The sequence below is a fragment of the Luteimonas sp. Soil_C_16 genome (assembly GCF_057657295.1).
Map to the genome: position 1 here is coordinate 43452 of NZ_JBDGIS010000007.1, position 23950 is coordinate 67401.

The 23950-nt window shown below is 67.4% G+C and carries 19 protein-coding genes and 1 tRNA gene; 7 read left to right on the forward strand and 13 right to left on the reverse strand.

All coding sequences use genetic code 11. The features are described 5' to 3' along the window. Positions 1-41 precede the first annotated feature (41 nt). The 3 genes from AC3A5T_RS13535 to dxs all read left to right on the forward strand — a co-directional run bounded on the left by AC3A5T_RS13535 (position 42) and on the right by dxs (position 3935). Positions 42-704: an HNH endonuclease gene (locus AC3A5T_RS13535; RefSeq protein ID WP_332076536.1), complete on the forward strand. Its 663-nt coding sequence runs from the start codon at positions 42-44 to the stop codon at positions 702-704. A gap of 97 nt (positions 705-801) precedes the next feature. After that, a complete protein-coding gene (locus AC3A5T_RS13540) occupies positions 802-1950 on the forward strand; it encodes a hypothetical protein (protein ID WP_487629021.1) in 1149 nt (382 codons plus the stop codon). Positions 1951-2021: 71 nt separating this feature from the next. Then, a complete protein-coding gene (gene dxs, locus AC3A5T_RS13545; RefSeq protein WP_487629022.1) occupies positions 2022-3935 on the forward strand; it encodes a 1-deoxy-D-xylulose-5-phosphate synthase in 1914 nt (637 codons plus the stop codon). A 51-nt stretch (positions 3936-3986) separates the two neighbouring features. Here the strand turns inward: dxs and AC3A5T_RS13550 are convergent, their stop codons facing one another. Beyond that, positions 3987-5093: a TraB/GumN family protein gene (locus AC3A5T_RS13550; protein WP_487629023.1), complete on the reverse strand. Its 1107-nt coding sequence runs from the start codon at positions 5091-5093 to the stop codon at positions 3987-3989. Between the two features lie 194 nt (positions 5094-5287). On the opposite strand from AC3A5T_RS13550, the gene AC3A5T_RS13555 reads away from it, so the two are divergent. Next, positions 5288-5455: a hypothetical protein gene (locus tag AC3A5T_RS13555; protein WP_487629024.1), complete on the forward strand. Its 168-nt coding sequence runs from the start codon at positions 5288-5290 to the stop codon at positions 5453-5455. A 71-nt stretch (positions 5456-5526) separates the two neighbouring features. Here the strand turns inward: AC3A5T_RS13555 and AC3A5T_RS13560 are convergent. The 9 genes from AC3A5T_RS13560 to thrS form a co-directional block, all read right to left on the reverse strand. Beyond that, positions 5527-5603, reverse strand: a tRNA-Pro gene (locus AC3A5T_RS13560). A gap of 58 nt (positions 5604-5661) precedes the next feature. Beyond that, a complete protein-coding gene (locus AC3A5T_RS13565) occupies positions 5662-6018 on the reverse strand; it encodes a MerR family transcriptional regulator (RefSeq protein ID WP_047136502.1) in 357 nt (118 codons plus the stop codon). Continuing rightward, positions 6011-6322, reverse strand: coding sequence for an integration host factor subunit alpha (locus tag AC3A5T_RS13570; protein ID WP_232114670.1), 312 nt, complete (start codon positions 6320-6322; stop codon positions 6011-6013). The genes AC3A5T_RS13565 and AC3A5T_RS13570 overlap by 8 nt, the downstream gene beginning before the upstream one ends. A 22-nt stretch (positions 6323-6344) precedes the next feature. Beyond that, positions 6345-8720: a phenylalanine--tRNA ligase subunit beta gene (pheT, locus tag AC3A5T_RS13575; RefSeq protein WP_487629025.1), complete on the reverse strand. Its 2376-nt coding sequence runs from the start codon at positions 8718-8720 to the stop codon at positions 6345-6347. Positions 8721-8807: 87 nt separating this feature from the next. Beyond that, positions 8808-9803: a phenylalanine--tRNA ligase subunit alpha gene (gene pheS / locus AC3A5T_RS13580; protein WP_487629026.1), complete on the reverse strand. Its 996-nt coding sequence runs from the start codon at positions 9801-9803 to the stop codon at positions 8808-8810. Between the two features lie 147 nt (positions 9804-9950). Next, positions 9951-10310: a 50S ribosomal protein L20 gene (gene rplT, locus AC3A5T_RS13585; protein WP_159678264.1), complete on the reverse strand. Its 360-nt coding sequence runs from the start codon at positions 10308-10310 to the stop codon at positions 9951-9953. Positions 10311-10323: 13 nt separating this feature from the next. Next, positions 10324-10521 (reverse strand): 50S ribosomal protein L35, encoded by a 198-nt coding sequence (rpmI, locus tag AC3A5T_RS13590; protein WP_232114664.1) that lies wholly within the window; start codon positions 10519-10521, stop codon positions 10324-10326. Positions 10522-10896: 375 nt separating this feature from the next. Then, the gene (gene infC / locus AC3A5T_RS13595; RefSeq protein ID WP_159678260.1) at positions 10897-11445 is read right to left on the reverse strand and encodes a translation initiation factor IF-3; all 549 of its coding nucleotides are present in this window, start codon (positions 11443-11445) and stop codon (positions 10897-10899) included. Between the two features lie 65 nt (positions 11446-11510). After that, positions 11511-13418 carry a threonine--tRNA ligase gene (gene thrS, locus AC3A5T_RS13600; protein WP_487629027.1) on the reverse strand — a complete coding sequence of 636 codons (1908 nt, stop codon included), beginning with the start codon at positions 13416-13418 and terminating at the stop codon, positions 11511-11513. Positions 13419-13807: 389 nt separating this feature from the next. On the opposite strand from thrS, the gene AC3A5T_RS13605 reads away from it, so the two are divergent. Continuing rightward, positions 13808-14839, forward strand: coding sequence for a LacI family DNA-binding transcriptional regulator (locus tag AC3A5T_RS13605; RefSeq protein ID WP_487629028.1), 1032 nt, complete (start codon positions 13808-13810; stop codon positions 14837-14839). 24 nt (positions 14840-14863) lie between these two features. Here AC3A5T_RS13605 and AC3A5T_RS13610 read toward each other — a convergent pair whose 3' ends face one another. Together AC3A5T_RS13610 and AC3A5T_RS13615 are read right to left on the reverse strand one after the other, a co-directional pair. Then, a complete protein-coding gene (locus AC3A5T_RS13610; protein ID WP_487629029.1) occupies positions 14864-16600 on the reverse strand; it encodes an alpha-amylase family glycosyl hydrolase in 1737 nt (578 codons plus the stop codon). A gap of 23 nt (positions 16601-16623) precedes the next feature. Beyond that, on the reverse strand, positions 16624-18111 hold the full coding sequence (locus AC3A5T_RS13615) for an MFS transporter (RefSeq protein WP_487629030.1): 1488 nt from the start codon (positions 18109-18111) through the stop codon (positions 16624-16626). Between the two features lie 198 nt (positions 18112-18309). Between AC3A5T_RS13615 and AC3A5T_RS13620 the strand changes: the two genes are divergently transcribed. Then, positions 18310-19926 carry an alpha-glucosidase family protein gene (locus AC3A5T_RS13620; RefSeq protein ID WP_487629031.1) on the forward strand — a complete coding sequence of 539 codons (1617 nt, stop codon included), beginning with the start codon at positions 18310-18312 and terminating at the stop codon, positions 19924-19926. Positions 19927-19932: 6 nt separating this feature from the next. On the opposite strand, the gene AC3A5T_RS13625 is transcribed toward AC3A5T_RS13620, so the two are convergent. After that, positions 19933-20865, reverse strand: a complete 933-nt coding sequence (locus AC3A5T_RS13625; protein ID WP_487629032.1) for an oxygenase MpaB family protein — start codon at positions 20863-20865, stop codon at positions 19933-19935. A gap of 307 nt (positions 20866-21172) precedes the next feature. Here AC3A5T_RS13625 and AC3A5T_RS13630 point away from each other — a divergent pair, with 307 nt between their 5' ends. Then, entirely contained in the window at positions 21173-23920 is a 2748-nt protein-coding gene (locus AC3A5T_RS13630) for a TonB-dependent receptor (RefSeq protein WP_487629033.1), read from the forward strand. Positions 23921-23950 lie beyond the last annotated feature (30 nt).

Below are 23950 nucleotides of genomic sequence, written 5' to 3' on the forward strand. Positions count from 1 at the left end.
ATTGCACAAAGTGTCATCGATCGGGTATATGCTCGGACGCAATGGAGGCAGACAGCGCGATCACACGCCTGATCCCCACCGGCGCTGCAAACGCGCTGGATTCCGGAGTCTCCCCCGCACTTTCTGATCACGCCCCGCGTCGCGATGCAGTCCGCCTGCTCGCCCTCGACGCGCATGGTCGTGCGCTCAACTGGATCAGCTGGCAGGACGCGGCATGTCTGTACGCGCGCGGCGCGGTCGCCTGGACGCTCGGCGATCCCTGCATGACCGTGCACGGCGGCATGTGCCGCGCGACCGGCCAGCAGAGCCGCATGGATCTCCATCCGATCATCGCCGGCCGCAGCCACGTGCGCCCGAGTGCGATCGACCCGACGCCCGCGCTGACCAACACCGCCCTGTTCGCCCGCGACTACCAGTTGTGTCTGTACTGCGGCCGGCGTGCCGGCCGGCAGACGCTGACCCGCGATCACGTCGAACCGCTGTCGCGCGGCGGTCTCGACATCTGGGAGAACGTGGTCACCGCTTGCTTCCAATGCAATTCCCGCAAGGGCGCGCGCACGCCGCAGGAGGCGTCGATGCCGCTGCTGGCGGTACCGTTCCGGCCGAGCTGGATCGAGCATCTGATCCTCAGCAACCGCAACATCCTCGCCGACCAGATGGCGTTCCTCAGCACCCATCTGCCAAAACGCGATCGCGGCGGATGACCGCGCGCCACGTGTCGCGTGCGCTGCACAGCATGCGTGGCACTGGCTACACTTCATGGATAGCGCGCCTCGCGCCGCGTCGCCCGGTATTTCCTGCATGACCCTGACCATCGCCCTGAGCGGAATGGACACCGCCACCGAAACCGCGTTGCGCGCGGCCTTCGCCGGTGCCAATGCCCAGCTCGGCGAACCGTTCCTGCTGGTCGCCGAATCCGATGCCGAACACGTCATCGTCGACATGGACAGCATGTACGGCCCGATGAGCTGGCTGCGCCTGCACGCGGCGGGCAAACAGATCGTCGGCCTGACCTCGGCACCGCGCGTGCAGACCCATTTCCGGCTCGGGCGTCCGTTCGACGACAACGCGATGGCCGCACTGCTCCGCGAGATCGCGGCGATGCAGGACATCGTGCTGGGCGCACAGGCGTCTGCGACGCCCGTGCCGGCAGCGGCTGCGGCGCCCGCGCCCGATGCCCGCGAAGCAGACCCCGCGACCGGGACATTGCCGGCGGTCGCGCTCGTCGAGCCCGAGGTCACGATTCCCGAGCCAGGCGACGTCGTGGAAACGGCACCCGCCGCGGTGCCGGAAGTACCGGTCGCGCCCGAACACGTGGCATCTGCCGCCACGGAGCCGGAGCCCGAGCCCGAGCCGGTACCGGTACCCGAACCGGAACCCGAACGCGCCCTGCCCTTTGCGACGTGGATCGACGCAGGCGTGCTGCGCGGCCGCCGTCGCTATCGCCGGGAGACCGGTCCCACGCTGTGGCTCGATTTCGACGCGCAGCAGTACCACGGCCCCACGACGCTCAAACCGCTGAGCCAGTACTTCGACGGCCCGATCGAGCGCGATGCGATCGAGCCCGTCGACGACGCGACCTGGTCGCGCGAGGCGCAGGCATCAGGGGCGCCGCAGCCGCTGCTGCGTCTGGTCTGGCTGGGCGGCCTGCTGGCCGGCAGCGGCACGCTCGCGCCGGAACACGACCCGGATGCGCGCTACCAGCTGAACAAGTGGCCGCAGACCGAGCGCGAGTATCCGCGTCATTTCCGCATCGCGACCGCGATGATGAAAGGCCCGGCCACGCTCGACGAGATCATCAAGGCCAGCGGCCTGCCGGCGGACGAAGTAGTCCGGTTCGTGAATGCCAACCTCGCCACGGGCTATGCCGAACCGCTGGTCGAAGCGACCGAGGCGGTCGACGAACCCGCGCGCCCGGGCGGTTTCTTCTCCCGCCTGCGGCGTCGCTGAAGGCCCTGAACGCCGGGTTTCCATGACAGGCCGGTGACGCCAGGCGGGAGGCCGCGGCGTACAATTGGAGGATGATCGACTCCACGCGCTATCCGCGCCTCGCGCGCATCGACGCGCCGTCCGACCTCCGCCAGTTCGACGAAGCCGAACTGCCCGCGATCGCCGACGAACTGCGCGCCTATCTCATTGAATCCGTCGGCAAGAGCGGCGGCCATTTCGGCGCCGGCCTCGGCGTGATCGAACTGACGACGGTCCTGCATTACCTGTACGACACGCCGCACGACCGCGTCGTCTGGGACGTGGGTCACCAGACGTACCCGCACAAGATCCTGACCGGCCGCCGCGACCGCATCCACACGGTCAAGCAGAAGGGCGGCGTGGCGCCGTTCCCCAAGCGCGAGGAGTCGGAGTACGACACCTTCGGCGTCGGTCATTCGTCGACCTCGATCTCGGCCGCACTGGGCATGGCGATCGCCAACGCGCAGGCCGGCAACGACCGCCGCGTGGTCGCGGTGATCGGCGACGGCGCGATGACCGCCGGCATGGTCTACGAGGCGCTCAATCACGCCGGCGGCATGGAGCCCGAGCCCGACGTGCTGGTGGTGCTCAATGACAACCGCATGTCGATCAGCGAAGCCGTCGGCGGGCTGACCAAGATGCTCGGCCGGGCGACCGGCAACCGCACGCTCAACGCGCTGCGCGAAGGCGGCAAGAAGCTGCTCGGCGACAAGAACAACCCGACGGCGAAGTTCGTGCGTCGCTGGGAAGAACACTGGAAGGGCATGTTCGTGCCGTCCACGCTGTTCGAGGAAATGGGCTTCCACTACTCCGGCCCGATCGACGGCCACGACGTCAAGGCGCTGGTCGAGACGCTCAAGACGCTCAAGGGTCTCAAGGGTCCGCAGTTGCTGCACGTGATCACGACCAAGGGCAAGGGTTACGAGCTGGCCGAAGGCGACCAGATCGGCTACCACGCCGTCTCGCCCTTCGATCCCGACAAGGGTCTCGTCGCCAAGTCCGGCGTCAAGAAGCCGACCTACACCGACGTGTTCGGCGACTGGATCTGCGACATGGCCGCGGCCGATCCGTTGTTGCTCGGCATCACGCCGGCGATGCGGGAAGGCTCGGGCCTGGTGCGCTTCAGCAAGGAGTACCCGGCGCGCTACTTCGATACCGCCATCGCTGAACAGCATGCGGTCACGCTGGCGGCGGGCATGGCCTGCGAAGGCGCCAAACCGGTCGTCGCAATCTATTCGACCTTCCTGCAGCGCGCCTACGACCAGCTGGTCCACGACGTCGCGGTGCAGAAGCTCGACGTGCTGTTCGCGATCGACCGCGGCGGCGTCGTCGGTCCGGACGGCGCCACGCATGCCGGCAACCTCGATCTGAGTTTCCTGCGCTGCGTGCCGCACATGGTGATCATGGCGCCTGCCGACGAGAACGAATGCCGCGCGATGCTGACGACGGGCTTCCGCCACGAAGGCCCGGCCGCCGTAAGGTACCCGCGCGGCACCGGTCCCGGCGTCGCGATCGACACGCCGCTCGACACGCTTCCGATCGGCAAGGCCGATCTGCGACGCCGCGGTGCGCGCATCGCCCTGCTGGCGTTCGGCGCGATCGTGCCGGCCGCCGGACAGGTCGGCGAGGCGCTCGATCTAACCGTCGTCAACATGCGTTTCGTGCGTCCGCTCGACCGCACGTTGCTGCTCGAGCTGGCGAAGACCCACGAGGGCTTCGTGACCCTGGAGGACAACGTGGTCGCCGGCGGCGCCGGTTCGGGCGTGGCCGAACTGCTCAATGCCGAAGGCGTCACGATGCCGATCCTGCACCTCGGCCTGCCGGATGCGTTCCAGCATCACGCCAGTCGCGAGGATCTGCTCGCCGAAGCAGGGCTCGATCCCGCAGGCATCCGCGCCGCCGTGCTCGCACGTTGGCCGGATCTGGCAGCGCGTCCCGCCGCCGGTGTGCAGGCCGTGGCAGGCTGAGGTACCGAAGCGAAGCGCTGGACAGCTTCGAAGCTGTCCGGCGCACGCGGATCAGGGCGTAGCGGCGTCGATGCCCTCTGCATCGACGTCCTCGATCGCGTCCGCCTCGTCCGGCGCGAGCACCGCATCCACGCGGGGCCGCAATGCGGCGAGATAGCCCGCAGTCCCCAGCAGATCGTTGACCGACAGCGTTGCAAACGACACGGGATGCGCGTCGAGCGCCTGATCGGCCGCGGCCAGCCAGTGCGCCCGGACCCGCGCTTCGAGATCATCGAGACCGCGCTTGCGTGCGGTGTCGGTCTGTAGAAAGGACGACATGCAGGCCTGCAGCTGGCTGCCCTGTCCGGCCGTCGCCCGCAGTACGTGGAGATCGCCGACGGCCCATGCGTTCGCACGCGCGGCGACCTGCGGCAACCCCCGCTCGATGACGTCGAGTGTCTCGCGCAAGCAGGACACGTCCTCGGGCTTCAAGCCTTCCTTGCGGAACTCGGCGAGCGCCGCGCGCGGATCGTCGATCTTGACCTCGAGCGTCGTGGGCGTCAGCTTCATGCCGCGCGCCTTGAGGACATCGTCGAGCACCGGCGTGATGACGCCGCCCTCGCGCAGTCCGTTGGCATCGAGCGCGGCGCGATACAGCTCGTACACCGCGATCTGCGGCCGCTTGCGTTCGATTCCCCGATCGCGCCCGATGTAGCGCTGCTTGAGCGCCGACCAGCGCTGGTAGACATCCGCCGGCAACAGTTCGTCCAGCGTGGCACCGTCGGGATTTCTCGCTGCGCGCATCGCTGCCGGCAGCATCGTCAGGCCCCGGAAGATACCGATGTCCGAGCCCACTCGTACGCCCGGCGGTCCGAGCACCACGCCTGCCTCGGCAAGCACCTCACGGACCTCGTCCGAACGCCAGGTCATGGACTTGGGCAAGGGCGATTGGGTGCCGAGAATGTAGAGCGTGTGTTCGCCGCGCCGCACCCGCCACAGGCCAGGGCCGGGCTGCACACCGGTGACCACAACGGTCTCCATGTCGCGGACATCTGAGGGATCGGACTGTGCAACGGGTGTAGACAGGCGCGCCGCCGCGTCCTGCGCGTGCACGTTGGGGACCGCCGGGATCGATGCCATCGCGAACGCGAGGACCACACCACCGAACCGCTTGTCCATAAGCCTGATCCGTTCAAGAAAATGAAGACTGAGCATACGAAGCCGGCGTCGTGAATGCGCACGAAGTCAGACGCATCTCTGGCTTTCCATTCAGCATGTTCGCGAGTGCAGACGACTGGCGCGTTCGCAAAGCGCGCACGCCCTACCGACACCCGCATCGCTACCGTGGTGATGTCCCGTACCGGAAGACCGCCATGACGATCACCAGTGACCAACGCCGCATCCTGCGCGATATCGAGACGACGACGCCCATTACCGAATCCGAGACCGGCTGGGCCGTCAATGCGGGGTATGCCGTGCTCGCCGAAGACGGCGATATCGATCTCACGAGCGAAGGTCGCGCGCTGCTCGATGCGAGCTGACGTACACCAATGATCCGCCAAAAAAAGAACGGCCCGCGCTTGCGCACGGGCCGTTCGGATGTCGCATGTGTTGGTCGGGGTAGCCGGATTTGAACCGACGACCACTTGTCCCCCAGACAAGTGCGCTACCAGGCTGCGCTATACCCCGGAATCTGGAAATTATACCGTCTGGCGGACGTTTCGCCCATCCATGTGACGCGGTGCGCTCAGCGCTTCAGCAACTGCAGCACGTCCTCGAGTTCCATGCGCACCTGACGCACGATCTGGCTGCTCAGCGCGGACTCCTGCTTGGCGCCCTCGCCTTCCAGACGCAGACGCGCACCGCCGATCGTGTAGCCCTGTTCGTACAGCAGGCCGCGGATCTGGCGGACCATCAGCACGTCGTGTCGCTGGTAATAACGACGGTTGCCGCGACGCTTGACCGGACTCAGGCTCGGAAACTCCGTCTCCCAGTAACGCAGCACATGCGGCTTGACGTCGCACAACTCGCTGACCTCACCGATGGTGAAGTAGCGCTTCGCCGGAATCGGCGGCAGTTCGCGGTTGCTGCCCGGGTCAAGCATGTGCGGCGCCTACCGAGCCGGTATAGGCCTCGACGCGTTCCTTGAGCTTCTGGCCCGGACGGAAGGTCACGACCGTGCGCGCGGAGATCGGAATCTCCTCGCCGGTCTTGGGATTACGGCCCGGGCGCTCGTTCTTGCGGCGCAGGTCGAAATTGCCGAAGCCCGACAGCTTGACCTGACGGCCCTGCTGCAGCGCATCGCGCAGCACGTCGAAGAAGGCGTCGACGAATTCCTTCGCCTCGCGCTTGTTCAAGCCGACTTCCTCGTAGAGTTTCTCGGCCATGTCCGCCTTCGTCAGTGCCACGCAGCAATCCCCCTGTGAGGCCTCAGCCCCGGATCTTCGCGTCGTGTTCGCGCGCGAGCGCGGCCACCACGTCCGCAACGACAGCATCGACATCGCGATCGGTCAGAGTGCGTGAACTTTCCTGCAGAATCAAGCCCATGGCGAGACTCCTGAACCCCGTTTCGACCCCCTGCCCGGCATAACGGTCGAACAGGCGCACGTCGGCCAGCAGTGGCCCGGCGGATGCGCGCGCGGTGTTTTCCAGCGCCGCCCAGTCGACCGAGTCCGGCGCGACGATCGCCAGATCGCGACGCACGGACGGGAACTTCGACAGCCCGGTCACGCGCGGCAGCGGACGTGCCTGCAGCGCGGACGCGTCGAGTTCGAACGCCACCACCGGCACGTCGATGTCGAGTGCGCGCAGCAGGCGCGGGTGCAGCTCGCCGATCCAGCCCACGCGCGCGCCATCGCGCAGCACGTCGGCCGAGCGGCCGGGATGGCCGTGCGCCGTGGTCGAACGCGCGAAGGTGAGCGTCGCGCCCGCGACTGCGGCCAGCGCTTCGAGATCGCCCTTGAGGTCGAAGTAGTCGACCGGACGCGTCGCGTCGCCCCACTGTTCGGTGCCGGCATCGCCGGCGACCGCGGCAGCGACGCGCAAGGTCTCGACCGGTGCAGCACCGGCAGCGTTCGCCTGCGCGAACACCTTGCCGAGTTCGAACAGGCGCACGCGGTCCTGCTGGCGGGCGAGGTTGCGGCCGAGCGTGGACACCAGGCCCGGCAGCAACGCGGTGCGCATGACGCCGAGTTCGGCGCTCAGCGGATTGGCCAGCGGCACGCTGCCTGCATCCGCCTGCCAGGTCGCGAGCAGCGATGCATCGACGAACGCGAAGTTGACCGTTTCCAGGCAATCACGCGCGACCATCTGCCGACGCAGCTCGGCCTCGGCGACACGGGTTTCGCTGGGCGCAGCAATGCGCGTCGCGCCGCCGGGCAGCGTGGTCGGCACGCGGTCGTAGCCGTGAATGCGCACGACCTCTTCGATCAGATCTTCCTCGATCGCCAGATCGAAGCGACGCGTCGGCGCGGTGACCTGCCAGCCTTCGCTGTTCGCGACGACGGTGAGTCCCAGCGCGCGCAGGATGCGTTCGATCTCGGCATCGTCGACGGTCAGGCCGAGCACGCGCGTCAGGCGCGCGCGACGCAGCGCGATCGTGCGCGGCTGAGCGAGGTGCGCGTCGAGTTCGGCGGTGGTCACCGGACCGGCGCTGCCGCCGGCGACATCGAGAATCAGGCGCGTCGCATACTCGATCGCGGTTCGCGGCAGCTCGGGATCCACGCCACGCTCGAAGCGGTGCGCGGCATCGGTGTGCAGGCCCAGACGGCGGCTGCGGCCGATGATCGCGTCCGGCGCGAAGTGCGCGGATTCGAGGAACACGTTGCGGGTGCCGTCGGTCACGCGCGTATCGAAACCGCCCATGACACCGGCCAGCGCGACGACGCGGTCGGCGTCGGTGACCGCGAGGAACTGGTCATCCAGCGTCACGTCGCGACCGTCGAGCAGTTTGAGCGTTTCGCCCGTGTGCGCGCGGCGCACGCCGACCGGGCCTTTGAGCAGGTCGCGGTCGAAAGCGTGCATCGGCTGACCGAGTTCGAGCATCACGTACTGGGTGACGTCGACGAGGAAGCTGACCGGACGCACACCGCTGCGACGCAGGCGCTCGGCCATCCACGACGGCGTCGGACGCGTCGCGTCGATGCCTTCGATCACCCGGCCGAGATAGCGCGGCGCATCGGCGCCCGCGTCGAGCGCGACCTGCAGCGATGCATCCGAGGCAACCGGCACGGCCGGTGCATCGAGTGGCGTGACTTCACTGCCGCAGGCGGCGGCCACGTCGAACGCGATGCCGCGGATGCCGAAGCAGTCGGCGCGATTCGGCGTGAGCTTGAGCTCGATGCTCGCGTCGGGCAGTCCGAGATACTCGGCCAGCGGCGCGCCGATCGGCGCATCGTCGGGCAGTTCGAGCAGACCGGATGCATCGGCGTCGATGCCGAGCTCCTTGGCCGAGCACAACATGCCGTTGGAATCGACGCCGCGCAGCTGCGCAGCCTTGATCGTCAACGTGCCGACGGTCGTCCCGATCAGTGCCAGCGGCGCGACCAGGCCGGGACGCGCGTTCGGCGCACCGCAGACGATCTGCAGCATCTGACCACCGGCATCGACCTGGCAGACCTGCAGACGGTCGGCTTCGGGATGCTTCTCGGCCGAGACGATGCGCGCGACGACAACGCCATCGAGCGCCTCGCCCAGCGGCGTGATCTCTTCGACTTCCAGGCCGATCGCGGTCAGCGTCGCCGCCAGCTGATCACGGGTGGCATCGGTCTTGACGTGCTGGCGTAGCCAGTTCTCGGAAAATTTCATGGCGATCTCTTGGAATCGTCGTCCCGGCACTGCGGGACCTGTCGCGACGGATGACGCGGAGAAGATGCAGACGCGCTGCGGCTGGACTTACGCGAACTGGCGCAGGAAGCGCACGTCGTTGTCGAAGAACGCGCGCAGATCGTCGACGCCATAGCGCAGCATCGCGAAGCGCTCGACGCCGAGGCCGAAGGCGAAGCCGGTATAGCGCTCGGGATCGATGCCGACGGCTTTCAGCACGTTCGGATGGACCATGCCGCAGCCCAGCACTTCGAGCCAGCGCGTGCTGCCATCGGCCTGCTGCCAGGCGATGTCGACTTCGGCGCCGGGTTCGACGAACGGGAAGTAGCTCGGGCGGAAACGCATCTCGAAATCGCGTTCGAAGAACGCGCGCACGAATTCGCTCAGCGTGCCCTTGAGATCGGCGAACGTCGCGTGCTCATCGACCAACAGGCCTTCGACCTGGTGGAACATCGGCGAATGCGTCTGGTCGCTGTCGGAGCGGTAGACCTTGCCGGCCGCGATCATGCGCAGCGGCGGCGCGTGCTCGCCCATGTAGCGCACCTGCACGCCCGAGGTGTGCGTGCGCAGCAGACGGCCATCGCCGAAATAGAACGTGTCGTGCATCGCGCGCGCAGGATGGTGCGGCGGGAAGTTCAAGGCCTCGAAGTTGTGCCAGTCGTCCTCGATCTCTGGACCGTCGGCCAGCTCGTAGCCCAGACGCCCGAAGATGTCGGCGATGCGCTCGAGCGTACGGCTGATCGGATGCACGCCGCCGCGGGCGCCGTTGCGGCCCGGCAAGGTGACGTCGATGGTCTGCGACGACAGCTTCGCGTCGAGGGCGATATCGTCGAGCGCGATCTTGCGCGTCGACAGCGCGGTGCCGATCACGTCGCGCGCGCGATTGATCGCCTCGCCTGCCGCTTTCCGCTGGTCGCCCGGCAATGCGCCAAGCGCCTTGAGCTGCGACGTGATGCTGCCGCTCTTGCCGAGCAGTCCGACGCGCAGCGCTTCGAGCGCCTCGGGCGTCGCGGCCGCCTCGATATCGGCAAGCGCCTGGTTCGAAAGGGAGTCGATTTCGCTCATCGCACTGCTGGCCCGTCGCTGATGGGGGAATGTGGCGCCGCGAATATCCGGCGCCACAAACAACAATGGGGAAGGACTTGCGCCCTTCCCCACGTGACCGCCGGACGGATCCGGCGGCAATACCGCTTTACGGTGGAGACGACGGCCTCAGGCCGCCAGCGCGCCCTTCGCCTTCTCGGCGAGCGCGGCAAAGCCGGTGGCATCGTTGACCGCGAGGTCGGCCAGGATCTTGCGATCCAGGGTGATGCCGGCTTTCAGCAGACCGTTCATGAAGCGGCTGTAGCTGATGCCGTTCAGACGTGCGGCCGCGTTGATACGCGTGATCCACAGCGAACGGAAATCGCGCTTCTTGAGCTTGCGACCGATATACGCGTACTGGCCGGCCTTGATGACGGCCTGCTTGGCGACGCGGAAGACCTTGCGACGGGCGTTGTAATAGCCCTTCGCGCGGCCGAGAACCTTCTTGTGACGACGGCGTGCCTGGACGCCCCGCTTGACTCGAGCCATGGTTCAGTCCTCCTCAGAGATACGGCAGCATGCGGGCGACGCGAGCGCTGTCGCATGCCGGAATGATGTTCGTCTGACGAAGACCGCGCTTCCGCTTGGTCGTCTTCTTCGTGAGGATGTGGCTGCGGTTTGCGTGACCGGCCTTGAACTTGCCGGACGCCGTCTTCCGGAACCGCTTGGCGGCGCCCCGGTGCGTCTTGATCTTGGGCATTGCGAGAGTCCTTGTGGGATACGAGTACTGACTGGGCGGTGGCCGATGCCACGCTTTCCGTCCTGCCCATGCCGGTGTTAAGCCTTTGATCCCACGAGGGAATCCAGGCGGGTCCTGGATGAATCTGCCACCCCGGCGGACCGGGGAGCCGCGCATTATGCCGTGCGGGGATTCGGCTTGCAAATCATCGGCTTGGCGGAAGGCGCCGGTACTACCAGTTGCCCGGCTGTGATCGCGCCCTTGGCGTGATCCGGCAACGGGGACGCCGAATCCTCTCCCGCCCGATCTGGAACGGAAAGAGGCGCCTCGCGGCGCCTCCTCCACCTTCGGCGGACTTCCGGGGAAGCGGCCGAGGGAATCCGCACGAAGCGCGGATTACTTCTTCTTCGGCGCGATCATCATCACCATCTGCCGGCCTTCGAGGCGCGGACGCGATTCGATGACGATGTCCTCGCCCAGGTCGGCCTCGATGCGCGACGCCATCTCGCGGCCCAGCTCCTGGTGGCTCATCTCGCGGCCACGGAAGCGGATGTTGACCTTGATCTTGTCGCCGTCCTCAAGGAACCCGCGCATTTTGCGCAGCTTGATCTGGTAGTCGCCTTCGTCGGTGACCGGCCGGAACTTGAGTTCCTTGATTTCCTGCTGTTTGGTCTTCTTCTTGGCCTCATTCGCCTTCTTCTGGAGGTCGAACTTGAACTTGCCGAAGTCCATGATCTTGCAGACCGGCGGATCCGCGTTGGGCTGGATCTCGACGAGGTCGAGCCCCTCCTCCTCGGCAGCCTTGAGCGCATCGTCGCGCGACAGGACGCCGATCATCTCTCCGTCGGAACCAATCACGCGCACCCGCGGTACGCGGATGTCCTGATTGCGCCGATTCTGCTTGTTGTCAGGGGTGCTAATACTGCGATCTCCGAAATGGAACATACCGCCGGCTCGTCAACCAACGGGGCGACCGGCGCGTCCATGTTGGACCGGCGCCGGTGAAGGACTCATGCTGGAACGGGCGCCGCGCGAAGGCGGGCAACGAAGTCGTCGATCGGCATCGAGCCCAGATCTTCACCGGAACGCGTCCGAACGGCGATGGTACCGGTTTCCTTCTCGCGATCCCCGATCACGAGCAGATACGGTACCCGTTGCAGCGTGTGCTCGCGAATCTTATAGCCGATCTTTTCGTTCCGCAAATCGGCCTCGATGCGGACCCCTTGATTTGCAAGGGATTTCCGAACCGTCTCCACGAAATCCGCCTGGGCGTCGGTGATGTTCATCACAACCGCCTGCACAGGCGACAGCCAGGCCGGGAATGCGCCGGCGTGGTGCTCGATCAGGATGCCGATGAAACGCTCCATCGAGCCGACGATCGCCCGGTGCAGCATCACCGGCACCTGCTTCTGGCTGTGCTCGTCGACGTACTCGGCGCCGAGGCGGCCGGGCATCATGAAATCGACCTGCATCGTGCCAAGCTGCCAGGTGCGGCCGATCGCATCCTTGAGGTGGTACTCGATCTTCGGGCCGTAGAACGCGCCCTCGCCCGGCAGTTCTTCCCACGCCACGCCACAGGCCGACAGCGCATTGCGCAGCGCGGCTTCGGCCTTGTCCCAGGTGGCATCATCGCCGAGACGCGATTCGGGACGCAGCGCGATCTTGATCTGGATGTCGTCGAAGCCGAAGTGCGTATAGACCGCCAGCGCCTGCTGGTGGAACGCGGTGACTTCCGATTCGATCTGCGATTCGGTGCAGAACACGTGGCCGTCATCCTGGGTGAAACCGCGCACGCGCAGGATGCCATGCAGCGCGCCCGAGGGCTCGTTGCGATGGCAGCTGCCGAACTCGCCGTAGCGGATCGGCAGATCGCGGTAGCTGTGCAGGCCTTGGTTGAAGATCTGCACGTGGCCCGGGCAGTTCATCGGCTTGACGGCGTAGGTGCGCTTCTCCGACTCGGTGAAGAACATGTTGTCCTTGTAGTTGTCCCAGTGGCCGGACTTCTGCCACAGCGACACGTCGAGGATCTGCGGGCAGCGCACTTCGCCATAGCCGCTGTCGCGGTAGACGCCGCGCATGTGCTGCTCGACGACCTGCCACAGCGCCCAGCCCTTCGGATGCCAGAACACCAGGCCCGGCGCCTCTTCCTGCAGATGGAAGAGTTCCTGCTGCTTGCCGATGCGGCGGTGGTCGCGCTTCTCGGCTTCCTCGATGCGCTGGATATAGGCCTTGAGCTGCTTGGCATCCGCCCACGCGGTGCCGTAGATGCGCTGCAGCTGCTCGTTCTTGGAATCGCCGCGCCAGTACGCACCGGAGATGCGCGTGAGCTTGAACGCCTTGAGGAACCGCGTGTTCGGCACGTGCGGGCCGCGGCACATGTCGACGTATTCCTGGTGGTGGTACAGGCCCATTTCGGTGATGTCGGCGGACATGTCCTCGATCAGGCGCAGCTTGTAGTCCTCGCCGCGGGCCTTGAAGGTTTCGATGACTTCGGCGCGCGGCGTCATCTTCTTGAAGACGTCGTACTCGGTGTCGATCAGCTCGGCCATGCGCGTCTCGATCGCCGTCATGTCTTCGGGGGTGAACGGCCGCTCGCTGTAGATGTCGTAGTAGAAGCCGTCGTCGATCACCGGGCCGATGACCATCTTCGCGTCCGGGTACAGCTGCTTGACCGCGTGGCCGACGAGATGCGCGCAGGAGTGGCGGATGATCTCCACGCCCTCCGCGTCCTTCGGCGTCAGGATCTGCAGCGTCGCGTCGTGATCGATGACGTCGGACGCGTCGACCTGGCGACCATCGACCTTGCCGGCGACGGTGGCCTTGGCCAGGCCCGGGCCGATCGACTGGGCGACCTCGAGGACGGAAACGGGCTGTTCGAATTCGCGGCGGCTGCCGTCGGGGAGCGTGATCGTGATCATGGGAACCGGGATCTGAAGGTGTCGGGAGCGGGCCGGTGGCGGTCCGCGAGCCGCGTGGCGGCCACAAAAAAAGCGCCGGAGGGCGCCTTGTGCAGGAGGCCTCGGGGCAGTCAGCGCTGGGCGGTGGTAGTGCGCATGTCGCACGCTCGGCCGGCGTTGCCGCGGGCCACCTGTATGCGGGAGAACGGACGTCGATGGTAACGCAGAATGCGGCCGTGGCGCGCTTCGGGCGGGATCGCCGCGGCCTGGCGCCTGCCCGGCGGCGCGCACGGCCTCGGGGTGCGTGGAGCCGGCACGCGAGCCGCCGCAGCCCCGCCTGAAGATCCTGCTCCGGACGCCGGCTTCGCCCCGCGTGGCATCATCGGGGCGGTTTTTTCCGTACCTGCGCGATGACGATCAAGGGCAAGCCGACCTCGCTGGACATCGCGCACCTCGCCGGCGTGTCGCAGCCGACCGTGTCGCGTGCGCTGCGGGGGCATCCGTCGGTGAACCGCGAAACCCGTGAGCGCATCATCGGGATCGCGCGGGAGCTGAACTACAAGGTCGACAAGAACGCGTCCAACCTGCGGCGGCAGCAGTCGGGCACGCTGGCGCTGCTGCTGTTCGAGGATCCGACCAGCGACCAGTCGCACATCAACCCGTTCTTCCTGCCGATGCTCGGCTCCATCACCCGCGCCTGCGCGCGGCACGGGCAGGACCTGCTGATCTCGTTCCAGCAGCTCTCGGACGACTGGCACGCCGATTACGGCGACAGCCACAAGGCCGACGGGCTGATCCTGCTCGGCTACGGCGACTATCTCGCTTACCAGGGCAAGCTGCGCACGTTGGTCGAACAGGGCACGCAGTTCGTGCGCTGGGGCGCGGTGCTGCCGGGACAGCCGGGCATCTCGATCGGTTGCGACAACGCCGGCGGCGGTGCGCAGGTCGGCGCGCATCTCGCCGACCTGGGGCATCGCCGCATCGCGTTTCTCGGCGATGCGTCCAGTCGCTATCCGGAATTCCTGGATCGCTGGCTGGGGTGCGAGTCGGCGCTGCAGACGCGCGGCCTGCCGATGGAGCGTGCGCTGCAGGTCGATGCCGAAAGCGCGGAGGATTCGGGCTACGCGGCGGCGCGCGAGCTGCTGCGGCGCGGGCTGCCGTTCGACGCGGTGTTCGCGGCGAGCGACCTGATCGCGATCGGCGCGATGCGCGCATTCGCCGAGCATGGACTTCGGATGCCCGACGACGTCGCCATCGCCGGCTTCGACGACATCCCCGCCGCGCGCATGACCACGCCGGCGCTGACGACCGTGGTGCAGGACACGCTGACCGCGGGCGAGCTGCTGGTCGACACCCTGATGAAACTGGTCATCGGCGAGCCGGCGGAGAGTCTGCGGATGCCGACGTCGCTGGTCGTGCGGGAGTCGACGGCGCGGCGTTGATCGCCTGCCGGGTCGGGCGCCCGGTCAGTCGGTGGCGGCGTCGGGCCCGCCCAGGCGCCGGTCCATCGTCTTGTGCAGGCGAGCGCGCAGCGCATCCGGCATCGCGACTTCGTCGCGCACCAGCACGCTTACGCCGTGCGCCGGCACGTTCAGCGACACGCCGCGCTCGGCCGTCACGCTCCCGGCGTCCATCGCATCGCGCCACACGCCGTCGGCGATCTGCGCCGCTTCCAGCCGCGCCTGCCACGGCACGTCACCCTTGTTGAGCAGCACGAGCGCGGTCTGGTGGGCATCGCCATCGCCAAGCACGCGATAGAACGCGGCGTGGTCGCCCTCGAGATCGAGCACCAGCTGCAGCCCGCGCTGCAGCGCCGGCGTGTCGCGGCGCAGATTCGCGATGCGGGTCAGCGCGGCGTGGATCGGGCTCTGCGCGCCGGCATCGACGCGATCCTGTCCGTAGTACGCGCGGTTGCCGGCGTGCTCGGCGCGGCCGCGCATGAAGCCGGTTTCCGAGCCGTAGTAGACGACCGGAATGCCGCGCGCGGTGAACAGCCAGTTGTGCGCGTCGATGAAGCCGGTGTCGGTGGCCGCCATGCGCGGCATATCGTGGTTGTCGTAGAAGGTCGCCAGATCGTAGGGATTGGCATACGGCCCGCGTTCGAGATGCAGCGCCGGCGCGAGGCGCTCGAAGCCGGCGTCGCCGGCGAAGACCGCGTCCATCGCCTGCTTCATCGGGAAGTCGAGCACGCTGATGCCGCCGTTCGAGGCCCAGGTGTGCTCGGCGATCTTGTCGGCGTTGTAGTCGAAGGCCTCGCCGAACATGAAGAAGTCCGGATGCTCGCCGCGGATGCGGTCGGCGAAGCGCTTCCAGAACGCGTGCGGCATCCAGGCGATGGTGTCGATGCGGAACGCGTCGGCGCCCTGCCCGATCCACTGCTCGTAGGCGCCGGCCAGATATTCGAACACCGCCGGATTGGCGGCATCGAAGTCCGACAGCTGGGCGAGGTTGCCGTCGAAGATCGAACCGTCCTTGGCATCGACCACGCCGGTCGCGTTGTAGAACGCGTGCAGCGGATTGCCCTTGGGGTCGAGCTGTTGCGGCGGCAGGTTCTGGTGATCGGCGATCAGGCGGCCTTGCGCATCGAAGATCTGGCCGAAGCCGGGCTGCTGCGTCGGCATCGTCCACGCAGGCGATCCATGATTGCCGACGATGTCGAGCACGGTCTTGAGCCCCGCCGCGCGCATGCCGTCGGTAAAGCCGCGGAAATCGAGACCGGCGCTCGGCAGATGCTCGTCGACGCGATAGAAATTCGTGCCCCAGTAGCCGTGGTAACCGGTCTTGCCGCGATCGGTCAGCGAGCTCCCGCAGGCGACCGGATCGCCACCGGTGAAGGCCTCGTCCGGGTTGTCGACGATCGGCGTAATCCACACCGCGCCGAAGCCCATGTCGCGGATGTAGCCGGCGTTGTCGAGCACGCCGCGGAAGTCGCCGCCGAGATAGCCGATGTTGCCGTCGATGCCGTCCGGGCAACGCACCGGGATGTCGAAGGTGCGATGCGCACCGCCCTGCTCGCGCTGGTCGTTCGACGTGTCGCCGTTGACGAAGCGGTCGGTGACGACGAAGTAGACCGCATGCGCGGCGAAGGGCTCGCGCGTGCCGTAGAGCGCGTCGCCGGCCGGGGTGTCGCTGGCGCGGACGTCTCCGGCATGGCTGCAGGCGCTCAACAGCGCGGCGATGGCGACGGTCGACGCTCGGGTCATGCGGTCACTCCTCGGTTTCGATGTCATCGCACCGCCTGCTCCGGCAGTGGCCGTGAGACGCGCAGCGCGCACAGCCCGGCGATCGCCAGACTCGCGCCGCCGAGCATCAGCACGCGCATCGGCGCGCCGCCGAACACGTGGCCAAGCAGGAAGCCCAGCGTGCTCACCGCGACCAGCTGCGGGATGACGATGAAGAAATTGAAGATGCCCATGTACACGCCCATCTTGTGCGCGGGCAGGCTGTCGGACAGCAGCGCGTACGGCAGCGACAGGATCGAGGCCCAGGCGAAGCCGACGCCGGCCATCGACAGCAGCAGCCATTGCGGATCGCGGATGAAGGCGATCGACACGAGACCCGCGCCGCCCAGCCACAGGTTCACCAGATGGGTCATGCGCAGGCCGAGGCGGCGCGCCATCCACGGAATCGCGACGGCCGCAATCGCGGCGAAGCCGTTGTAGGCGGCGAACAGCACGCCGACCCAGTTCGCGCCCTCGTTGTAGGCGGCCGATTGCGGATCGGTGGTGCCGTAGTGGGTCTGCGCGACCGCGGCGGTGGTGTAGATCCACATCGCGAACAGGCCGAACCACGAGAAGAACTGCACGACCGCGAGCTGGCGCATCGTGGTCGGCATCGCATGCAGGTCGCCGGCGATCGCGGCGATCATGCCGCCGCCCAGCGCCACGGCCAGCAGCCGCAACAGGCCGTAGCCCAGCGGCAGCGCAGCGAGCACGTAGAGCATGCGGTCCCAGCCCATCGCCCAGACCAGCGCCACGCCGGCGATACCGGCCAGTAGCCACGGCACTCCGCCGATCGCGGCCGGCACCGGCACGTCACCGCCTGCCACCGTGCCGGGCGGATGCGCGTCGTCGAACGCGGCCAGCGCTTCGGGCGGATACTCGCGCGTGCGCAGCACCGTCCACGCCACCGCGCCGATCAACACCGCGCCACCGAAGTAGAACGCGTAGCGCACGGTGTCGGGTACTTCGCCCGGCCCCGCGGTATTGGCGACGCCGAATTTCGCCAGCACGAACGGGAGCGCACTGGCGACCACGGAACCGACGCCGATGAAGAAGCTCTGCATCGCGTAACCGGTCGGACGCTGCCTCGGCGCGAGCTGGTCGCCGACGAAGGCGCGGAACGGTTCCATCGACACGTTGAGCGACGCATCGAGGATCCACAGCGTGCCGGCCGCGATCCACAGTTCGGGCGAGTTCGGCATCACCAGCAGGGCGGCGGTCGAGAACACCGCGCCCCACAGGAAGTACGGACGGCGACGGCCGAGACGTGTCCAGGTGCGGTCGGAGAAGTAGCCGATCACCGGCTGCACCAGCAGCCCCGTCAGCGGGGCCGCGATCCACAGGCCGGGCACCTGTTCCATGTCCGCGCCGAGCGTCTGGAAGATGCGGCTGACATTGGCGTTCTGCAGGGCGAATCCGAACTGGATGCCCAGAAAGCCGAAACACATGTTCCAGATCTGCCAGAACGACAGCTGCGGTTTCGCGTTGCGCATGTGCTGCGACTCCCCTCCCAAGGACCGCTGCATCGCACCAACGCCGGTGCGTGCATGGCTGCATGGTAACGAGCACGTCGCGACGCGCCGCGAGTTGCATACGTATTCATCGCATGCAGGCGCCTCGCGTGCTTTCACCGGCGCCGTGCGATGCACTACTTTCGCTGCGCGCCCGGCCGGCGCGAGACGAGAGCGGCGATGAGCGAGAGTCCCTGGTGGCGCGGTGCGGTGATCTACCAGATCTATCCGCGCAGCTTCATGGACAGTGATGGCGATGGCGTGGGCGACCTGCCCGGCATCATCGCGCGGCTGGATCACGTGGCCTCGCTCGGCGTCGATGCGATCTGGGTGTCGCCGTTCTTCCGCTCGCCGATGGACGACTTCGGTTACGACATCGCCGACCAGTGCGACGTCGATCCGATGTTCGGCACCCTGGCCGATTTCGACGCGCTGCTGGCCAAGGCGCACGCGCTGGGCCTGAAGGTCATGATCGACCAGGTCTTCAGCCACACCTCGAACGCGCACGACTGGTTCCGAGAAAGCCGCGAATCGCGCGACAACCCCAAGGCCGACTGGTACGTCTGGGCCGACGCGAATCCCGACGGCACGCCGCCGAACAACTGGCTGTCGATCTTTGGCGGCCCGGCATGGAAGTGGGAGCCGCGGCGCCGCCAGTACTACCTGCACAATTTCCTGTCGAGCCAGCCGGACCTCAACTTCCACAATCCCGAAGTGCAGCAGGCGACGCTCGACTACGTGCGCTTCTGGCTCGATCGCGGCGTCGACGGCTTCCGCCTCGATTCGATCAACTTCTGTTTCCACGACGCGCAGCTGCGCGACAACCCGCCCAAGCCCGAGGCGCTGCGCATCGGTCGCGGCTTCTCGCCCGACAATCCCTACGCGTTCCAGTACCACTGGTACAACAACACGCAGCCGGAGAACATCGGCTTCATCGAGCGCCTGCGCGTGCTGATGGACGGCTACACCGATGTCGCTGCGCTGGGCGAGATCTCGTCGGAGGATTCACTGGCGACGACGGCCGAATACACCAGCCCCGGCCGCCTGCACATGGGCTATAGCTTCGAGCTGCTGGTCGACGATTTCAGTGCCGGCTATATCCGCGACACCGTGCAGCGCCTCGAAGCCGCGATGGACGGCTGGCCGTGCTGGGCGATCTCCAACCACGACGTGGTCCGCGCGGTCACGCGCTGGGGCGGCGGCACCGCGGGCGCGGCGTTCGCGATCCAGATGATCGCGCTGGTGTGCACGTTGCGCGGCTCGGTATGCCTCTACCAGGGCGAGGAACTCGGTCTGGCGGAAGCGGACGTGCCCTATGAGGCGCTGCGCGACCCCTACGGCATCACCTTCTGGCCGAACTTCAAGGGCCGCGACGGTTGCCGCACGCCGATGCCGTGGACCGGCGAAGCGGACGCCGGTTTCTCGACCGGCACGCCGTGGCTCCCGATTCCCGACGCGCATCGCACGCAGAACGTGGCCGCGCAGGACGCCGACGCCGATTCGGTGCTGGCGCATGCGCGCCGCTTCCTGCAGTGGCGGCGCACGCAGCCCGCGCTGCGTACCGGCAGCATCACGTTCCTCGACGCGCCGGAACCGGTGCTGGCCTTCGTACGCGAGCAGGACACGGCGCGCGTGCTCGTCGTGTTCAATCTGTCTGCATCGCCTGTCGAATGGCGTACGACACAGGCCGCGCATCCGCTGGACGGGCATGGTCTGCCGATGGGCGAACTGCACGACGGCACGCTGCAGCTGCCTGCGCACGGCATCTGCGTCGCAACGCTGGACGCTGCCAGCTGAGCGACATCAACCGTCGCGCGCCGCGCTGTCCGGCCACGTGCGCAGGATCGACGGCGACACGCCCACCCGCCTGCACGCGCGCGTCCCCGCACCATCGGGCAACGCGATGTGGAACAGCGGCGCCAGGCCGCGCAGGGCACGTGCGCAGGCGCGATGCCGCGCACGCTGCAGCGTGGTGATGCCCAGCATCCGCTCCGCCCACGGCGGCAATAGCGCCGCCCCCGCACCGAGAAACAGACCGCGCGAGATCGCCGCACCCGGCACCGGCAGACGGATGCGCGACAGCACCTGCAGCACTTCGCGCGCGCGATCGTCGTAACGCAGCTGCGGGCGCACCGCGTCGAAGTACGCCGCCATCGCCGCGCGGCTCGCCGGAATCTCGATCGCGCCCAACGCAGCCGCCACGCGATGACCCTCGGCGTAGTAGCGGTCCTGCGCCCACGCCGGCATGTCGACGCCGGCGTACATGCGGAATCCCTGCAGGAATGCGTAGGCCTCGCTGGCATGCACCCACGACAGCAGCGCGGGATCGTCAGCCGAGTACGGCACGCCGTCGGCGGTGGTCCCACGCACGTGCATGTGGATCGCGCGCACCCGCGCGATCAGCCGCTGGGCCTGCTCGGTGCCTGCGAACGAGGTGCCGGCGACGAAGCCGGTCGTGCGACGCAGCCGGCCGACGAGATCATCGCGGAAATCCGAATGGTCCCAGACGCCCGCGAGTACCTGCGGATGCAGCGCCTGCAGCATCAGCGCGCACAGGCCGCCGGCGAGCATGCCCGGGAAATCCGCATGCACGCGCCAGGTCGCGCTGTTCGGCCCGAACAGGCCGGGGTCGCCGGCCGGCGCGTCGTAATCGATGCCGCTCTGTCCGCGCGGAAACACGCCCAGCACCCAGCGGCGCAATGCGGCGGCGAGTGGTGCGGTCAGGGGCGAAGACATGCCGCGATGCTAGCCGACGCGCTGCGACGGACCGGTCTTCGGCGATGCGCGATCGCTGCAATCGCGCGGCAGCGGCGCACGACGCAAACGGTTTCCATGGACACCGACACGACACGCGACGCAGGCCCGCGCCACCCGCGATGACAGTGCGGCGCGCGCGAGGCAATGAATACGTATGCAGCGCGCGTCCGGCCGGCAAACGCGCGACTACCATGGCTGCGAACCGATCCACGCCCTGCCCCACGGCGGTCGTCGACGGCACAAACGAAGACACACTGCTGTCCGCTGGACACCCTTGGGAGGGGAGATGTCGAAGCTCGATCGCAACCTGCTCAGTGCCGCGCTGTCGTCGGCACTGCTGATGCTCGCCGCTGGCGCGCACGCACAGACCACCACGAATTCCTCGAACACCGCCGCCGCGGACGAGGCCACCGAACTCGATGCGGTCAAGGTCACCGGCATCCGCCGCGGTATCGAGAGCGCGATCTCGATCAAGCGCGATGCGACCTCGATCGTCGAAGCGGTATCGGCCGAAGACATCGGCAAGCTGCCGGACGTCAGCATCGCCGAATCGATCGCGCGCCTGCCCGGCCTGTCGGCGCAGCGCGTCGCCGGCCGCGCGCAGGTGATCAGCGTGCGCGGCCTGTCGCCCGACTTCGCGACCACGCTGCTCAACGGCCGCGAGATGGTCAGCACCGGCGACAACCGCAGTGTGGAGTTCGACCAGTACCCGTCGGAACTCGTCAGCGGCGTCACCGTGTACAAGACGCCCGACGCCGGCCTGTTCGGGCAGGGCCTGTCGGGCACGCTGGACATGCAGACGGTGCGGCCGCTGAACTTCAACGAGTCGGTCATCACCCTCAACGGTCGCTACCAGCGCAACTCGCTGGGCGAAGCGGCGAAGACCGACCCCTATGGCAACCGCATCAGCGGCAGCTGGATCGGCCAGTCCGCGGACCGTCGCTTCGGCTTCTCGATCGGCTACTCGCACAGCGACACGCCGATCCAGGAGAACCAGGTCGGTCTGTACGAACCGTGGAAGACCGATGCGCGACCCGGCCTGGCCCCCGGCACTTGGGCCACCGACGGCATGAAGGCCCTGCGCCGCACCGGCTACACCAAGCGCGACGGCGTGATGGCGACGCTGCAGTTCCGGCCGTCGAACGCGTGGACCAGCACGCTGGACATGTTCCATTCGCGCGCCGAGCAGGAAGACACCGCGAACCAGTTCGAGGTCAACACGCAGTTCAACGGCTCGTTCCCGTGCAACCCGGCATGCGTCTACAGCAACGTGCGCACCAGCGAGAACGGCAGCTTCGCAGGCGGCACGCTGAGCGGCGTGTATCCGCTGGTGCGCGGCATGTACAACCATCGCGAAGACCGCATCTCGGCCGTGGGCTGGAGCAACGAGTTCAACTTCGAACGCGCACGCCTGTTCACCGACGTCAGCTGGTCGAAGGCCAAGCGCTCGGAGATCAGCCTGGAGAACAACGCGCAGCGTCTGCCGAATCCGTCCTTCGACACGATCGAACTCGACATCCGCCGCGACGACTTCACCCAGCTCGCGCCGGGCCTCGACTACTCGAATCCCGAGCAGCTGTTCCTGACCAACACGATCTACGGCTCGGGTTACGGCAAGACTCCGCAGGTCGAGGACGAACTCAAGGCCGCGCGCATCGGCCTGACCGTGCCGGCGCCGGAGTCGATCGCCTGGCTGGCCGATTTCGACTTCGGCCTCAATCACACCGACCGCGAGAAATCCAAGCGCCAGCCCGAGGGCAATATCCTCCTCGGGCCGCAGGGCGATACCGCGATCGCCAGCGATCTGCAGTACGGGCTGGTCGACCTGGGCTTCGCCGGTGTCGGCTATATCCCGGCCTGGAACGTGCCCGCTGCGGTTGCGCGCTACATGGTGTTCGAGCCGACCGAAGACCTGAACTACCTGATTCCCAAGGCGTGGACGGTCAGCGAGAAGATCACCAGCGCCTTCGCCCGCGCCAACCTCAGCACCGACTGGGGCGCGACCACGGTCACCGGCAACGTCGGTGTGCAGATCCAGCGCGTCGACCAGTCGTCGGCGTCGCGCTACTTCGATTCGACGCAGCCGGCCGGCAGCAACGTGCGCCCCTTCGAAGCGGGCAAGACCTACACCGACGTGCTGCCGAGCATGAACCTCGCGTTCCAGCTGCCGAACGAGCACACGCTGCGCGTGGGTCTGGCGGAACAGGTGGCGCGTCCGCGCGTCGACCAGCTGCGCTCCTCGCTGGAGTTCGGTGTCGACACCGCGACCGGCCGGCCCGGCGGCAGCGGCGGCAATCCGCTGCTCGATCCGTGGCGCGCCTATGCGTTCGACGTGTCCTGGGAGAAGTACTTCGGCAACCGTGCCTACGTGGCCGCGGCGTTCTTCTACAAGGACCTGCGCACCTACATCTACACCCAGACGCGCGACGACTACGACTTCTCCGCGTTCGTCGCCAGCTACGTGCCGCCGCCGAACTCGCCGCCGGTGCAGACCATCGGCAATTTCACCGCGCCGCAGAACGGCGAAGGCGGCACGTTGCGCGGCCTGGAGCTGACGGCCTCGCTGCCGTTCGATCTGTGGACCGAATCGCTGCGCGGTTTCGGCATCGTCGCCAGCGCGAGCTTCAACGACAGCAGCATCCAGATCTTCGATCCCGAAAGCGCCAACAGCGTCGGCAGCGGACCGATCGACCTGCCGGGTCTGTCCAAGCGCGTCTACAACCTGACGGCGTATTACGAACGCGACGGGTTCGAGGCACGCGTGAGCCAGCGCCGGCGTTCGGATTTCATCGGCGAGATCGGCAACTTCGACGGTGCGCGGACGCTGCGCTACGTGGTCGGCGAGAACATCACCGATGCGCAGATCAGCTACAGCTTCGGCGAGGGCTCGTCGTTCGACGGCCTGACCCTGCTGCTGCAGGCCAACAACCTGACCAACGAGGCCTACCGCACCTACGCCGGCACGCGCGACCGGCCGCTCGAGAATCTCGAATGGGGTCGCACGTATCTGGTGGGTGTGAACTACAAGTTCTGAGTGCGCGACACCGGGATTGAAGAAGGGGCG

Coding starts and splice junctions, on each gene's coding strand:
- AC3A5T_RS13550 (WP_487629023.1), bottom strand. CDS start 5,093: ATGGACAAGCGGTTCGGTGGTGTGGTCCTCGCGTTCGCGATGGCATCG.
- AC3A5T_RS13610 (WP_487629029.1), bottom strand. CDS start 16,600: ATGACCCGAGCGTCGACCGTCGCCATCGCCGCGCTGTTGAGCGCCTGC.
- rpmI (WP_232114664.1), bottom strand. CDS start 10,521: ATGCCCAAGATCAAGACGCACCGGGGCGCCGCCAAGCGGTTCCGGAAG.
- dxs (WP_487629022.1), top strand. CDS start 2,022: ATGATCGACTCCACGCGCTATCCGCGCCTCGCGCGCATCGACGCGCCG.
- AC3A5T_RS13605 (WP_487629028.1), top strand. CDS start 13,808: ATGACGATCAAGGGCAAGCCGACCTCGCTGGACATCGCGCACCTCGCC.
- AC3A5T_RS13630 (WP_487629033.1), top strand. CDS start 21,173: ATGTCGAAGCTCGATCGCAACCTGCTCAGTGCCGCGCTGTCGTCGGCA.
- AC3A5T_RS13555 (WP_487629024.1), top strand. CDS start 5,288: ATGACGATCACCAGTGACCAACGCCGCATCCTGCGCGATATCGAGACG.
- thrS (WP_487629027.1), bottom strand. CDS start 13,418: ATGATCACGATCACGCTCCCCGACGGCAGCCGCCGCGAATTCGAACAG.
- AC3A5T_RS13620 (WP_487629031.1), top strand. CDS start 18,310: ATGAGCGAGAGTCCCTGGTGGCGCGGTGCGGTGATCTACCAGATCTAT.
- AC3A5T_RS13615 (WP_487629030.1), bottom strand. CDS start 18,111: ATGCGCAACGCGAAACCGCAGCTGTCGTTCTGGCAGATCTGGAACATG.
- AC3A5T_RS13535 (WP_332076536.1), top strand. CDS start 42: ATGGAGGCAGACAGCGCGATCACACGCCTGATCCCCACCGGCGCTGCA.
- AC3A5T_RS13565 (WP_047136502.1), bottom strand. CDS start 6,018: ATGCTTGACCCGGGCAGCAACCGCGAACTGCCGCCGATTCCGGCGAAG.
- pheT (WP_487629025.1), bottom strand. CDS start 8,720: ATGAAATTTTCCGAGAACTGGCTACGCCAGCACGTCAAGACCGATGCC.
- AC3A5T_RS13540 (WP_487629021.1), top strand. CDS start 802: ATGACCCTGACCATCGCCCTGAGCGGAATGGACACCGCCACCGAAACC.
- infC (WP_159678260.1), bottom strand. CDS start 11,445: ATGTTCCATTTCGGAGATCGCAGTATTAGCACCCCTGACAACAAGCAG.
- rplT (WP_159678264.1), bottom strand. CDS start 10,310: ATGGCTCGAGTCAAGCGGGGCGTCCAGGCACGCCGTCGTCACAAGAAG.
- AC3A5T_RS13625 (WP_487629032.1), bottom strand. CDS start 20,865: ATGTCTTCGCCCCTGACCGCACCACTCGCCGCCGCATTGCGCCGCTGG.
- pheS (WP_487629026.1), bottom strand. CDS start 9,803: ATGAGCGAAATCGACTCCCTTTCGAACCAGGCGCTTGCCGATATCGAG.